This window comes from Solwaraspora sp. WMMD937 (genome assembly GCF_029581175.1).
Taxonomy (GTDB): domain Bacteria; phylum Actinomycetota; class Actinomycetes; order Mycobacteriales; family Micromonosporaceae; genus Micromonospora_E.
The window spans coordinates 5,467,523-5,480,979 of sequence record NZ_CP120738.1 but is presented as its reverse complement, the minus strand read 5'-3'; the positions used below and the strand labels follow the sequence as shown (position 1 = coordinate 5,480,979).

14 protein-coding genes are annotated in these 13,457 nt (G+C 69.2%); 9 read left to right on the top strand and 5 right to left on the bottom strand.

What is annotated here, in order from left to right:
* Positions 1-34: 34 nt before the first annotated feature.
* The 4 genes from O7621_RS24180 to O7621_RS24165 form a co-directional block, all read right to left on the bottom strand.
* Positions 35-202: a hypothetical protein gene (locus O7621_RS24180; RefSeq protein WP_282231372.1), complete on the bottom strand. Its 168-nt coding sequence runs from the start codon at positions 200-202 to the stop codon at positions 35-37.
* A 509-nt stretch (positions 203-711) separates the two neighbouring features.
* Positions 712-1,350 (bottom strand): hypothetical protein, encoded by a 639-nt coding sequence (locus tag O7621_RS24175; protein ID WP_282231371.1) that lies wholly within the window; start codon positions 1,348-1,350, stop codon positions 712-714.
* 20 nt (positions 1,351-1,370) lie between these two features.
* Entirely contained in the window at positions 1,371-1,631 is a 261-nt protein-coding gene (locus O7621_RS24170; RefSeq protein WP_282231370.1) for a hypothetical protein, read from the bottom strand.
* 128 nt (positions 1,632-1,759) lie between these two features.
* Entirely contained in the window at positions 1,760-2,689 is a 930-nt protein-coding gene (locus O7621_RS24165; RefSeq protein ID WP_282231369.1) for an HNH endonuclease, read from the bottom strand.
* A gap of 104 nt (positions 2,690-2,793) precedes the next feature.
* Here O7621_RS24165 and O7621_RS24160 point away from each other — a divergent pair, with 104 nt between their 5' ends.
* From O7621_RS24160 to O7621_RS24135, 6 genes are all read left to right on the top strand, one after another.
* The gene (locus tag O7621_RS24160; RefSeq protein ID WP_282231368.1) at positions 2,794-3,591 is read left to right on the top strand and encodes an XRE family transcriptional regulator; all 798 of its coding nucleotides are present in this window, start codon (positions 2,794-2,796) and stop codon (positions 3,589-3,591) included.
* A 43-nt stretch (positions 3,592-3,634) separates the two neighbouring features.
* On the top strand, positions 3,635-4,996 hold the full coding sequence (locus O7621_RS24155) for a hypothetical protein (protein ID WP_282231367.1): 1,362 nt from the start codon (positions 3,635-3,637) through the stop codon (positions 4,994-4,996).
* Positions 4,997-5,309: 313 nt separating this feature from the next.
* On the top strand, positions 5,310-6,155 hold the full coding sequence (locus O7621_RS24150; RefSeq protein WP_282231366.1) for an alpha/beta fold hydrolase: 846 nt from the start codon (positions 5,310-5,312) through the stop codon (positions 6,153-6,155).
* A gap of 87 nt (positions 6,156-6,242) precedes the next feature.
* Positions 6,243-7,370, top strand: coding sequence for a hypothetical protein (locus O7621_RS24145; protein ID WP_282231365.1), 1,128 nt, complete (start codon positions 6,243-6,245; stop codon positions 7,368-7,370).
* Positions 7,371-7,390: 20 nt separating this feature from the next.
* Positions 7,391-8,251 (top strand): hypothetical protein, encoded by an 861-nt coding sequence (locus tag O7621_RS24140; protein WP_282231364.1) that lies wholly within the window; start codon positions 7,391-7,393, stop codon positions 8,249-8,251.
* Between the two features lie 35 nt (positions 8,252-8,286).
* Positions 8,287-8,526 (top strand): MOSC N-terminal beta barrel domain-containing protein, encoded by a 240-nt coding sequence (locus O7621_RS24135; RefSeq protein WP_282231363.1) that lies wholly within the window; start codon positions 8,287-8,289, stop codon positions 8,524-8,526.
* On the opposite strand, the gene O7621_RS24130 is transcribed toward O7621_RS24135, so the two are convergent.
* Entirely contained in the window at positions 8,508-9,065 is a 558-nt protein-coding gene (locus O7621_RS24130) for a dihydrofolate reductase family protein (RefSeq protein WP_282231362.1), read from the bottom strand. The two genes, O7621_RS24135 and O7621_RS24130, sit on opposite strands and share 19 nt — an antisense overlap.
* A gap of 667 nt (positions 9,066-9,732) precedes the next feature.
* On the opposite strand from O7621_RS24130, the gene O7621_RS24125 reads away from it, so the two are divergent.
* From O7621_RS24125 to O7621_RS24115, 3 genes are all read left to right on the top strand, one after another.
* Positions 9,733-11,514, top strand: a complete 1,782-nt coding sequence (locus tag O7621_RS24125; RefSeq protein ID WP_282231361.1) for a hypothetical protein — start codon at positions 9,733-9,735, stop codon at positions 11,512-11,514.
* A gap of 16 nt (positions 11,515-11,530) precedes the next feature.
* Positions 11,531-12,316, top strand: a complete 786-nt coding sequence (locus tag O7621_RS24120) for a CHAT domain-containing protein (RefSeq protein WP_282231360.1) — start codon at positions 11,531-11,533, stop codon at positions 12,314-12,316.
* 169 nt (positions 12,317-12,485) lie between these two features.
* Positions 12,486-13,430 (top strand): RNA polymerase sigma-70 factor, encoded by a 945-nt coding sequence (locus O7621_RS24115; protein ID WP_282231359.1) that lies wholly within the window; start codon positions 12,486-12,488, stop codon positions 13,428-13,430.
* Positions 13,431-13,457: the final 27 nt, after the last annotated feature.

Below are 13,457 nucleotides of genomic sequence, written 5' to 3'. Positions count from 1 at the left end.
TCCTGAGGTGACCCTGAGCCTCGTCGGCTGATGGTCAGAGGCCGGAGAGGTACGACTTCAGGCTCTTCGTGGCCTGGTGGGTGAGGACGGCAGCTTCTTCGATGTTGGCGCGGGACAGCTCTGCCCAGGTGTAGATCTCCTGCGTACGGTCCTGCCGTCCGCCAGCAAGCAACTGGGCCAGGCCGAGCTGGCTCGCCCGCATAGCGTTCGCAACGTTTGCCAGCTTCGCCTGCTGGGTCTCGATGTCGTCGAGGATTCGGCGTAGCTGGTGTAGGTAGGAGCCCGTGTTGCCGCCGCCTCCGCTCGTACGACCCGAACCACGCCTGATGAACGTGCTCCTTGCCGCAGGGTCTCTGCCCTGGTGCCCCGGGTACCGGCTGCGGATGCTGGTCAGCGGCTGGCTGCTCCCGGAACCGCCCGAGCCGGCTTCGGAACCACCTCCGCTCGTTCGAGTTTCCCGCCGTCGGTCAAGGATCGTGTTGACCAGTCCTTTGCCGACCACACTCACCGCGTTGCCGAGGAGGGCACCGGCGATCGTGACCGCAGTCGGGGGCAGACCCCATCTGCTACTCAGCAGCCCTGCGAGGGCACCGAGCCCTGCGCCCAACTGCTGGACGACCGTTCCGCTGCCTTCCTTTGCGATCTCGTGGCCCCACTGGCGTGAGAATGGTTGCTCGGTCTGCTTCTGTCGCCGATTGCCCTTCCTCCAGCTCATGCCGCCGCCACAGGATCCAGGAACGCGCAGCCGGCAGCTATCAGCAGTGGCAGGTGACCCGCGATGTCCCGCGCTACCTGGCTCGGCGTCATGCTCATAGGCTTGTCGCCGTCCTCGATGTTCTCCGAGTCGTCGGCGTAGAGCACGCAGGCACGCCAGAGGTTTTCGTCGCGGTAGGAGAACGACCAAAGTCCGTACACATCGACAGGCAGCGCAACGAGGGCGTGGTCGCCGATGCCGATGCGGTGTTGGTGGGGGGCTTCGGGAGTGGCGCCGAGGCCCTGGGCGAGGGGGAGCAGCTTGTGTCGGCTGAAGACTGGTTGCAGGTCGCCGTCGGGGTCGAACTCGACGAGCAGGCCACGGGCGATGAGGTCGTCGACGTAGCGTGCGGCGTGCGGCTCCGGCTTCGGGGCGGTTTCCAGCATGCGTACCAGGGAATTGCGGTTGACCGTGAGCTTCGCGTGCTGGTCCGGGTAGAGGAAGGCGGCGGCCCAGACGGCGGCCTCGGTTTCGGTCAGCTCGACTAGGTCGTCACCGAGGTGCACCTCGTAGCACTCCGGGTTCGGGTCCGGTGGGCGGACGTACCGGTAGCGGGGACCCATGCTCAGCCCGGCGGGCACGATCACAGTCGACATCAGGTGATCCTCCCAGCCAGTCAGAAGCTCGCAGCGTAGCCACGGCTGGACTCGATCGCGCTCTGCGTCAGCGCCGCCGCCTCGGCCAGCTTCTGCTTCGCCTGCTCGACCTTGGCGATCGTCTCGGACACCTGCGAGTGGCTGGACCCGCTGGTGATGCCGCGCAGCGCCGCCGTACTGCGGTCGAGGGCTTCCGCGCTAGCCCGGATCGCACCGACTTGCTGGCCGACCTCGTCACCGAACCGGGCGACCCCCGCCTTGACCTCTTCAACCGAACTCACGCCGACATCCTCCCCATCGGACCGTCTTGGCTACCCTGACCGTACAGCGAGTGAACAACGGGAGCCATGACCTCCGGTAGGCACCCGGTGCACGGACCATGGGACAGACTGCCGGGTGGGCTGCAGTGTCAGCGCTTGAAGACTGTGTCGGTGTGCCATTCGAGCAGGCCGTGGTCGGGGCGGCGGGCCTTCTGCTCGGGTACGGCGATCTGGGTGCCGGCGCGGGCGTAGAACTGTTCGCCGTTGCCGAAGTCGTCGCGCAGGCGTCGGCTGACAAGCAGCCGGTATTTCGGGTCGACGCCCAGGTAGCCCTGGTCGAAGAGGATGTGTACGTCGGCCCGCAGCAGCATGCCGTTGTCGATGCGGTGCTCGCCGCCGGCGGCGACCGGGCGGATGTGCGCGGCCTGCAGCGCAGGCCGTAGCTTGCTGTCGGTGATCGCGTAGCGCCGGGAGTAGGTGTCGAGGACGACCGCCTTGAACGACTGCTGGCCGAGGCGCTGCGGCCGGAGCCGGGGGTCGCCGAACACCGGACCCGGCCGGTGCCAGGAGCCCTCCGGGTCGCCCCGCACCTCGCCGCCGAGCAGCAGTTTCATCAGGTGCTCGAAGTAGTCGAAGTGCGTGCCCGCCGACAGGTCGTACGTTTTGCCCTGGGTGAGGTTCGGCGAGAACTCCGGCGGCGGCTCCGGCTGCCGGCCCTCGGGGAAGAAGACCGTGTCGCGGATGAAGATGCAGCCGATGACCGGGTCCTCGCCGGGCCCGATCGGATCCTTGCGGCACTTGCCGATGTCGCGGGCCATGTCGGCGAGCGAGCCCGCGCCGTTGGCCTCGCCGAACAGCCCCCACGCTTCCGAGAGCCGCAGCTTCGCGAAGCCGCTGAAGAAGCCGCCGCCGACGATCCGGTTGTGCGGGTAGCGGCTCTTGAAGAAGAACGGCTCGCCGGGAGTGAGGACCTTGAAACTGCCGCCGCCCGGCCGCCAGAAGTTGACCTCGTTGACCTGCGGCCGGGCGGCGAGGAAGCTGCGCCACTCGCCGTCGGTGACCCCCACGAACGCCTTCACCCGGTCATCCTGCTCGGCGGGCGGCGCAACCGGAATGGGTCGACCGGCTGACAGTCGAGAGTGCACCTTGCCGGCGCGGGCCGTGCACGGTTGGATGCGGGACTATGCGGGAACTGCCGGCGTTCGGAGTGCAGTTGGCGCTGCTGGCCGGGCGGCGCGGCCTCGATGCTGGCGATCTTGCGCGCAGTACGGGCACCGCCGACACCGTGATCGCGTCGGTGCTCGACGGTGGCGAGCCGGACCCGGTGCTGCTTCGTCGGCTCGGACCCGTCCTCGGCCTGCATCGGAGCGACCTGTTCGTGATCGCCGGTCAGCCGGTGCCGGACGATCTCACCCCGCTGGACGCCACCGCGTCGAGCACGCTCGGATCGCTGGCCTGGTCGTTGACGTACCTGCCGGGTGCCGTGCCGGAACTGCACCAACTCGTACGCGCGATGCCGCAGCAACCCCGTCCGGCCTCGCCGCCAGCGGTGCCACCGCGCCACCGACGCCGGCGCGGTGCTGGTGGCCTGGTGGTGCGCCTGCTGCACAACCGGAACCTGAACCTGCACGGCTCAGCCAAGTACCTGTTCGGCATCGGCAACGGTCCGGCGCTGTCGGGGTCGACGATCGGCTTGATCGGCGGTGCCGAGAAGGTGTTGACACCCGAGCTGCTGGCCGGGTTCGCCGCGTTCCTCGACGTTGCTTGGGACGACCTCAGCGCGCTGACCGGGATCAACCTGGCCGGGGTCGACCAGCCGACGCACCCGGACGCGGCCGAGGTCGCCGAGCTGATCTGGGCGGCCCGCCGCCTGACCGCCGACCAGCTGCGACAGGTCGGCCGTCACGCCCACGCCATCCGGCATCGACTCACCGACGAACTTGAACCGGGGCTTCGGTGCAGCTGCCCCAACCCCGCCTGATGCCAGGCCGCGTGGGACGGACACGTGCACCTACCGTGGCGTCGTGACGGACGTGAGGTATCCCCAGCTGTCCGGGCTGGGGAGGAACCGGGCGACCCCAGACGATCTCCTGGTACGCCTGGCAGCCCATGCTGCCGGCCGCCACGGGATATCGCTGCGGCGAGGTCGGCTGGCAGACGCCGTCGTGGAAGCTCTGCTGGAGCATGGCGGCAGCGAGTCGGCCATCCACCTCAACGGCGAGCGCATCTCTATCCGGATGCGGAACGTGATCGCCGAGCATCCTGATCCTGCCATCCGGCACGCGTACGCCAACTTCGTCCGGGACCTGGTGGACCTGAACTCGTCGCTGGGCATCGAGTCGCTTGAGGAGACCTTCGAGGAGAGCCGGTCCAGCTTGGTCGACTCGCCGGATCCGAAGCTCCGAGCGGCGGTCGCGGACACCTGGGCTGATCGGCCACTCGCGGTGCAGCTGCGGCTGCTCGCCGACCCCGACCCATCGGTACGTGCTGCGGCGACCCTGCGCCGCCACCCAGGGGTACCCGCCGAGTGGCGGGAGAGGTGCCTCACCGACCCGGCTACCCGGGTCAACGTCGCGCGCTATGTGCCGTTGACCGTCAAGCAGGCGACCGAGCTGATCAGCAGCGGGGATCTCGAAGCGTGTCGGGCGGTGGCAGCCAATCCTGAGCTGCCTGCCGAGGCGGTCGAGCTGCTGATCGAGTCGGACGAACCGCAGGTGCGGGTGGCAGTCGCGTACAGCACGCACCTTGACGCCGCCACGAGAGACCGGCTGTTCGCGCTGGTGGCGGCCGAGGCCGACGCTGGCAGCATCGCCGCCTACGTTGCGTTGAGCTGGAACTTCGACGAACCGGGCTGGCTCCGTGAGGTGCCGATTACCGAGCGGCTGGCGTACCTGGACTGCCCGCATCCGCCGTTCCGTCGGGTGCTGGCGAGTTGCCATGACCTGCCGGACGCCGCCTGGGAACGGCTCGACAACGACCCGGACCTGCGGGTGCGCCGGTACGCCGCCGCCCGGCCGGACGCCCCCGCCGCCGTCCTTGAACGACTCGTGCGTACGGGTGGCGCGATGTTCCATATCCGGCCGCCGATCGTCGAGCACCCGAACTTTCCACGCCACCGGCTGCGGGCCTTCGCCGACGATCCGGACCCTCATATCCGGTACATCGCCCTTGAGGATCCTGACCTGCCGACAGCGGTGCTGGAACGGCTTGCCGCCGACTCCGAGGCGCTCATCCGGCGCGGAGCGGCGCGGCACGCCCATGCCACCCCGGCCCTGTTGGAGCAGTTGCTCGCCGATGCTGATCCCGAGGTCGTCGACGAAGCCGCCGCCAACCCGCAGCTTCCCCTCGGGTCTATGCGCCGCATCCTCGACGAGTCGGCGTTGTAGTCGTTGCGCGACAGACCTATTGGTTTGGCGGGACGCGACGTGGCGCGCACGGACGACGCCGGTGGTTCGCGTCGGCGCATGATCAGCGGGCTTCCCGACGGATCGCGACCGTCCTCGGTGCTGCGGGGAGTCGGCGCGGCCGTGTAGTCACGCCCGCAGTGCCGGCTGCGGCGGCTGGCAGTTCGGCTGTGAGCAGGGGGCTCGGTTCGTCTGCGGAGGCGTCGTACGGAAGAGTACGCTCACGGCGGGTCGTCGACACCCCTGGCCCGGCGGTTCCACCGATCAGCTGAGCGCGTCTCACAGAGGGATTCCTATGAGTTCGTCGACACCGTTGTTATTCCTGCACGGATATTGGCACGGCTCCTGGTGCTGGAGTGAAGTCACCGCCTGCGTCGCGGCGACCGGGCGGGCCAGTGTCGCGGTGGACATGGCCGGACACGGCCTGCGGGCCCGGCGGCCCCGTTCGGTCTACGCGCGCCCGTTCGACCCGCAGGCGATCGCCACCGAGGTCTCCCCGGTGGCCGCCGTCGACCTCGACCAGGCCGGGGACCTGCTCGTCGCGCAGCTCAAGCAGGTCGGCCGGGGCGGCCCGGTGACGGTGGTGGCGCACAGCATGGGCGGCACGGTGTTGACCCGGGTGGCCGAGCAGGCACCCGAGCTGGTCGCCCACGCCGTGTACCTGACGGCGTTCATGCCGGCGTCGGACCTACCGGCGATCGCCTACATCGACATGCCGGAGAACGCCGGCGAACTCATCGGGCCGTCGCTGTGCGCGGACCCCGTCGCGGTCGGTGCGCTCAGGCTGGACGTCGCATCCGTCGAGCCCGGCTACCGTCAGCAGCTTCGAAGCGTGTTCTTCGGCGACATCGATCCAGACTCTGCCGACGCGGCCATCGCGCTGCTGACCCCCGACGCGCCGGCCGGTATCGCGCTCGGCGCCACCGCCCTGACCCGGTCCGGCTGGGGCTCCGTCCCCCGCACCTACGTCACCTGCGCCCAGGACATGGCGATCAGGCCCGCGCTCCAGCAGAAGTTCATCGCCGACGCGGACGCCGCGTTCCCCGACAACCCGACGTCCGTCGAGGCGCTCGACGCGTCCCACACGCCCTTCCTGTCCATGCCCCAGCAGGTCGCCGACATCGTCACCGCAGTGGGCTGATCGGAATCGGTCCGTTGGGTCAGCCGGTCACCCGGGACGCGACGTGACCGGCGCGGACGGTTGACGGCGGTGGTTAGCGTCGGGGCCATGATCAGTGGGCTTCTCCGACGAATCGCGACCGTCCTCGGTGCTGCGGCGGTCGGCGCGGTCGCCACCGTCGCGGTGGCAGCGCCGGCTTCGGCGGCCGCAACCCCGGCCGTCTCCGGCTACGTGTGGGCCAGCAGCCCCACCGCCGCCAGCTACACGGTGCCGACGTGGACCTCCGGCGGCCACACCTACTACTCGTACGCCAAGAATCCCGGCGGCGGGCCGATCACCGTGACCCGGTCCGGTGCCGGCGCATACCAGGTGCGGTTCGGTGGGCTCGGCTCGCTGGTGACCGGCGGCGGGGGAGTGGCCCACGCCCAGGCGTACGGCGCGGCGGCCCGGTTCTGCACCGTGGGCTCCTGGTACCCGTCCGGTGCCGATCTGCTGGTCAACGTGTACTGCTTCGGGGCCGGCGGTGCCCGGCAGGATGCGTACTTCGTGGCGAACTTCGTCGAAGCCAGCGGCTCCACGCTCGCCGTCGACGGCGTGTCGTACCTCTGGTCCAACAATCCGACCTCGCCGATGTACACCCCGAGCGGCCGGTACCGCTACGACGCCGGCGGCGGCACCCCGTGGGTGGCGCGGGACGCGCCCGGCTCGTACGCGGTGGAGCTGCCCGCCTCGGCCGCCCAGACGCAGACCACGTTCTACCAGATCACCGCCTACACGTCGGCGGCCGTGAAGTGCAAGGTGGACTCGTACCTCGCCGACGGGATCGCCCGGGTGCGGTGCCGGGACGCCTCCGGAGCCTTTGTCGACTCCCGGTTCACCATCACCTGGACGATCCACAACCTGCTGCAGCAGATCGCCCCGACGGCGCTGGCGACGGTCGACGACACGTACCCGTCGGGTGGGCCGGCACCGGCGATCACCTGGACCAACGACAGCTCGGTGAGCGGCGACTACGCCGTCACCCGCACCGGCACCGGACGGTACGCGGTGCACTTCCCGCAGATCATCGACTACTCCGGGCACGCCGTGGCGTACGCGCTCGGCTATCAGGACGCGCACTGCCACGTGCAGTACTGGCACCCGGTCGGCACCACCGACATGAACGTCGGCGTGACCTGCCTGAACAGCGCTGGCAGCCCGGTCAACACCCCGTTCACGGTCGGCTTCACCTGGTAGTGCGGACCTGGCAGGAGAGTTTGCCGTTCCGGTGGGACCTGGTCACACCGGACCAGCTCGGAACGTTGCTCGACGGTGCCGCACCGCCGGACCTGTGGTTCCTCGATGAGCTCGTCACCTGCACCGGGAAGGTGCTGGCCCGCAGCGGAAACGGTGACCTGTACTTCGTCGGCAGATCGTTGGACTCGATGTTCGACCTGCTCGGCGGAGTCCTCGCCGGACTCGTCGGCGTCCAGCGACTGCATCGGCTGCCGCTGTCGTTCCAGCGCCCGGCAGTGAGGTCCGGGAGCCGGTGGCGGCGGCGTCCGTTGACCCGCGCCGAGGTGGCCCAGGGGCGAGGGTTCCTCGCCGCGGTCGGGCTGACGCCACACACGCTGGCCCGACGGGACCGGCCGGCGGTCCTGGTAGACGTCGTGTATCGGGGTGCGACGTTCACCGAACTGTTCACCCTGCTGCGCGACTGGATCGACGCCGAACGGGAGCCATGGCCGGTCATCCGCCGCAAGCTGCGCTTCGTGGGTGTCACCCGCCGGACCAGGACCAGCCCGAACACGTACCGGTGGCAGCAGCACGCCGACTGGACCCGGACGCTGCCCGCCGCCGCCGTGACCAACGTGTCGCTGGATCCGTGGGTCTGGTCGCACTTCGGCGACCGTCAGGTGAAGCTGACCCGCTCGTTCTACCCCGACCGGTGGCTGGCCGAAGACACCGGACCCGGCCGCGACGAGCGCACCCGGCAGGCCCTTGCGGAGGCCGCCGCGCTGGTGGCGTACGGACGCAGTCGGGCCGGCCGCCACGGCGTCGCCCGCGCCGTGGGACGCGACCACGCACTCGCGCAGCCCTGGCTGCGCACCCTCGTCACCAACCTCACGAGGAGCTGACCGGCAGCCTCAGATGCTCGGCTAGGTTCCTTGGCATGAGTCACGATCGTCGGGTTGGCAGGGTCCGGCAGCTGTCGCGCTACCCGGTGAAGTCCATGCTGGGAGAGGACCTGGACCAGGCGTACGTGGACGAGGCCGGCGTCGACGGTGACCGGGCCTTCGCAGTGCTCGACTGTGTCACCGGCAAGGTGGCCAGCGCCAAGAACCCGCGCCTGTGGCGGGACATGCTGACCGTACCCGTACCCGTACCCGTGCTTCAGCGCGCGCGGCGGTAGTGCAGGGCCACCGCGCCGTTGCGCAGCGGCTGCGCCGACAGCAGTTCGAGCTGGCGGGTGCCGGGCAGCCCGCCCTGGAACAGCGTCGGGCCGTGGCCGGCGATCCTGGGATGGACGAGGAGCTTGTACTCGTCGATCAGGTCCAGCCGGTCGAGCTCGGTCGCGAGCGTGCCGCTGCCGAGGAGGACCCCGGCCGGGGTCGCGTCCTTGAGTTTCTGCACGCCCTCACGCAGGTCGCCGGCCATGTGGTGGCTGTTGGTCCATGGGAAGTCGGTACGCGTCAACGACACCACGTACTTGGGTTTGGCCTCCAGCTTGACCGCCCACGCGCGGATTGCTGGCGGCGCCTCCTGGTCGCCGCGGGCGACGGCCGGCCAGTAGCTCTCCATCAACTCGTAGGTGACGCGACCCCACAGCATCGCCCCGGCCTCGTCCATGAGGCGGGTGAAGAGGGCGTGCGTCTCATCGTCAGCAATCCCCTCCCGGTGGTCGACGCAACCGTCCAGGGTGACGTTGAGGCTGAAGGTGAGCAGGCCCATGGCCGGCGAGTCTAACGCCACGGCAGTGCGGACGGTTGCAGTCGATCCGACAGACGCCCAGGCGGGTGTCATCACTTCCGGAGTTGGCGTAGCCACTCGACACCGAGCCGGTGGCCGTCGGGGAGCTGGTCGTGGCGGGCAGGTCGACCCGGCGCATTCCGGCGTGCAGACGTCCGAGCGCTTCCAGCGCGGCCACCGGGCTGCCGACCTCGAACAGTCGCTGAGCGGTGTCCACTTCACGCTTGGCGCACTGGTGCGCCGCCGGTGCCACCTGCGGCTGCCTGCGTTGCCCGCCGGGTCGCCTCCGCCTGCATGGGACCACCGTAGATCAGCGTTCTGGGTGCAGCGGCCGCACGTTCCGGTCTCCCGTGCGTCAGGGAACCAACATGAATTGCTCTTGTCGGCAACCTGATAGATCATCGCCATGTTGTCGAAACCAGAATTAATCGATGATTGGCCATCATGCCTGATGGTTGGCGGGTTGGACCTCGAAGCGCCCATGATCGAAATCAAAGTGGATCGGACCGGAGCCCGACATCCTCGTACCTTCGGTCAAGTCGATCTTCCCGGCTGGACGGCAACTGAGCCTGATCTCTTGATCCTGGAGTGTCTCGTCCGGCTCTAATCTGGCCGTCCTTCGTGTAGTCACCGACCTTGGGACGCTTTCATGATCGATAGTACCGAGACCGATGGATCGAAGTCGGGAGAGCAGCATGTCCCGTTCTTCTACACGCCAACGCCTCCCCAGCCCCCGCCCACGTTCAGCAAGATAACCCGGATGCTGTGCAGCGCGGCCTATCTCAACAACGACTTTGCGCGTACGGTGATCGACGAGGTGGTTGGAGACGAGCAACGTGCCGTCGCGAACTCTGTCGACTTCGACCTCGACCCGGTGGTCCGGCATTCCTTCCAGGCCCGGAAGATGTTGTTCATCAGGGATTGCGTCCTGACCGGGCTGCTGCTGGTCGGCCTCATTACCTTCCCGTTCGTGACGCTCGCCTGGATTCTGGTGGCGGCAGGGCTCCTCCACCGGAGTAAGTACCGCGGAGCCCCCAAGTACACGAGGGGGCCTCGTGGCACGGCGTACTTCGTCGCAGCGGTCATCGTCTTCTGCTGCCTCGGCATCTACTCGCCGCTCCTGCTCCTGTTAGCCAGTCTGGCGCCCGAGAACAACAATCCGACGGGGCAGGCCGGCGACGACCCGTTGAGTGGTGCCCTGCCGGTGATCGACGCGTTCCTCACGTTCGCGCTGGCCCTGCCACTGGCCCTCGCGGTCGGCACCCTGGCCGCCCTCGCCGTGCACCGGATGATGGCCTTCCGGACGATTCTGCAGGCGTTCGGCGCGGATGTGCCGGGCAGCGCTCCGCAACTGCCGAACGAGCGGATCGCCCAGCGGCTGCACTGGGTGCGCGGGACCCAGAACGGCAACGTCACCGTGCACGCCCGTAACCCGCTACTCGGAGCGGGCGCCTCGGTCGGCAACGCCTCGTGGACGATGGCCCTGAGCCTTCGGACCGACCCGACCCTGCTGCCCCCCACAGATTCGACGCCCCAGCCCCGCGTCAGCGTCCACGACTCGGTCGATCCGTACGAGATTCACGTCGCGATCCGCAAGCGGGTCTGGGCGCTCACCGATTCCGCGTTGCCCGAGCACCAGCGGGTGCCCGGCGTACGGGTAGCGGACCACATCGTCGCCGACGGCGAGCGCCGTGAGGGCGACCCGCTCCTGGAGCCGGCCCGCCGGCCGCACTCGGTGGCCTCACCCGAAGCCATCGCTGCGATCATCCGCCACCCGCAGGGCGGACTGCGCTACTACCAGCGGATCACCATCGGCGTCGAGGGCAAACCGGTCGTCACCGGCGACGGACGCCTCGTGCTGCCGGCGCAGAACCAGGAAGTCGTCATATCCGCCTTCGTTCATGTGGCGGTCGAAGGCGGCCGGCTGTACGCCGAGTTCCTCGGCATGATGTTGCCGCCGATCCTTGAGGAATACCATGTCGCAGACCGGCTGCGGAAGTCGGCGGCGCTGCGGTTCGGTGAGGCGGTGTCGAGCGCGGTGAAACTCTGGCCGGACACCGTCAAGGCGCCACTGCACGCGGCGCGGTCACTCTGGCAGATCGCCACGCTGTCGAACCGGATGGACCGGGCGCGTGAGGACAGCCAGCAGAACCTCGTTCACGACTACGGTGCGCGGATCAGCGTGCGGGAACTGGCGAGCGAGGAGACGCCGCAGAAGTTCCTCCAGTCCCTGGACGCCGAGAAGTACCTGAAGCTGGTCGAGAAGGCGGTGTCCGAGGCGCTGATCGACTACCTCGAGGAACACCACGTCGACACCTCCGAGTACCGGACCCGGATGACCTACATCCAGAACAACAGTACGACGATCTCGGAGAGCACGTTCGTCAACAGTGCCGTGGCAGTCGGCTCCCACTCGTCGGCAAGCAACTGAGAGGTGTGGCCGAACAATGGGCGGTGACAACTTCAACATCAGCAACATGAACGTCGACGAGTCGGCGGTGGCCATCGGCAACAACGCGAAGGCCGAAAGAAGCGCGGCGACGGCCGAAGGGAAAGCGCCACCCGGCGTAGGCCAGGCGCCGTCCGCGCCGACCGACGCGGTGCCCACGGCCGGCTCCCCGCAAGCGGCCGGGTCGCTGCGAATCCTGTACCTGACCGCTGCCCCCCACGGTGACCTGCGGGTGGACCAGGACCTCCGGATCGTCCGGGAAGCGGTGCGGGCGGCCACGTACCGTGAGCTGGTCGCCGTCGAACCGATGGCTGCCGCCACCGACACCGATCTGCTGGACGGCCTGGCGCGCTGTCGCCCGCATGTTGTCCACTTCTCCGGGCATGGCAGCAGATCCATGCTGGAATTCGACGGCGGCAGCGGCTCACCTGCCTCCAGCTCGGCGATGAGCGCCAGGACGTTCGTGAACGCGCTGAACGCCGTCGACCGGCCGCCCCGCCTGGTGGTGCTGAACTCGTGCCACTCGGCGGCACAACTGGAGGTGCTGACGACGGTGGTCTCCGCCGCCGTCGGGATGAGTGATCGGATCAGCGACAAGGCAGCGATCGCGTTCGCCGCCCGCTTCTACGCCGCCCTGGCCGAGGGGCAGTCGGTCGCCAGCGCTCTGGCGCTGTCCAGAGTCGGTCTTGAGATGAGCGGGTTTCCCGACGCGGAGCTACTGACTCTCCGCACCGCACCCGGCGTCGACCCGGCGAGCCTGTTCCTGGTCGACGCAGGTCGATAGCCCAGGCGGGAGGATCTGACCAGGCGGGACCCGAGCCGGGTCCCGCCTGGTCAGCTTCGCCAACAACGTCGTGCGGCACCTCACAGCCTGATGGGTGAGGACTGCGGCGTCGGTGTTGCCGGTGGCCGACGTCCGGCTGACCATCTCGGACGACGCTTACGATCGGATCATGGCCTTGATGGCGGACGACGTCGACCGGTTCGAAGCGGCCAGGCCGCGCCTTGCGGCGATCGCCTACCGCCTGCTCGGCTCCGCCAGTGAGGCCGAGGACGCCGTACAGGAGACGTTCCTGCGCTGGCAGGCCGCCGACGTCGACCGGATCGACGTCCCCGAAGCGTGGCTGACCAAGGTCCTCACCAACCTGTGTCTCAGCCAGTTGACCTCCGCGCGGGCCCGCCGTGAAACGTACGTCGGCCAGTGGCTGCCCGAGCCGCTGCTCGCCGGCGACCCGATGCTCGGCCCGGCCGACACCGCCGAGCAGCGCGAATCCGTCTCGTACGCCGTCCTCGCCCTGATGGAACGCCTGACCCCGCACGAGCGGGCCGTGTACGTCCTGCGGGAGGCGTTCGACTACCCGCACCGCGACATCGCCGGCATCCTCGGCGTATCCGAAGCCGCCAGCCAGCAGATCCTGCACCGGGCCCGGCGGCACCTCGCCGACGGCCGGGCCCGCACCGAGGTCGACCGGGTCGCCGCCCGGCGGGTCGTGGAAGAGTTCCTGGCCGCCGCCACCAGCGGTCGGATCGAGCCGCTGCTACGCCTGCTCACCGGCGACGCCGTCTCGATCGGCGACGGCGGCGGACACATCCCGGCCCGCGCTGTGCCGGTTGTCGGTGCCGTCGCGGTCGCGAAGTTCCTGCGCGGCCTGTTCACCCCGGGCGCGGCCAAACGCGCCCTGCTCGGCGGCTCACCCGAGGTGTACGCCTGGACCGCCAACGGTGACCCGGCGGTCGTGGTCGTCATCGACGGCCGGGTCATCGGCGTCATGTGCCTGCAGGTCACCGCCGACGGCGTCGCCGTGGTCCGCAGCCAGGTCAACCCCGACAAGCTGCACCGGGCCACCGCGTCCTGGGCCGCCGCCGACCACGGGGAACCGCTGTTCACCGCCTTCTGACCACACAGTGTGAGGTGCTTCACGCCG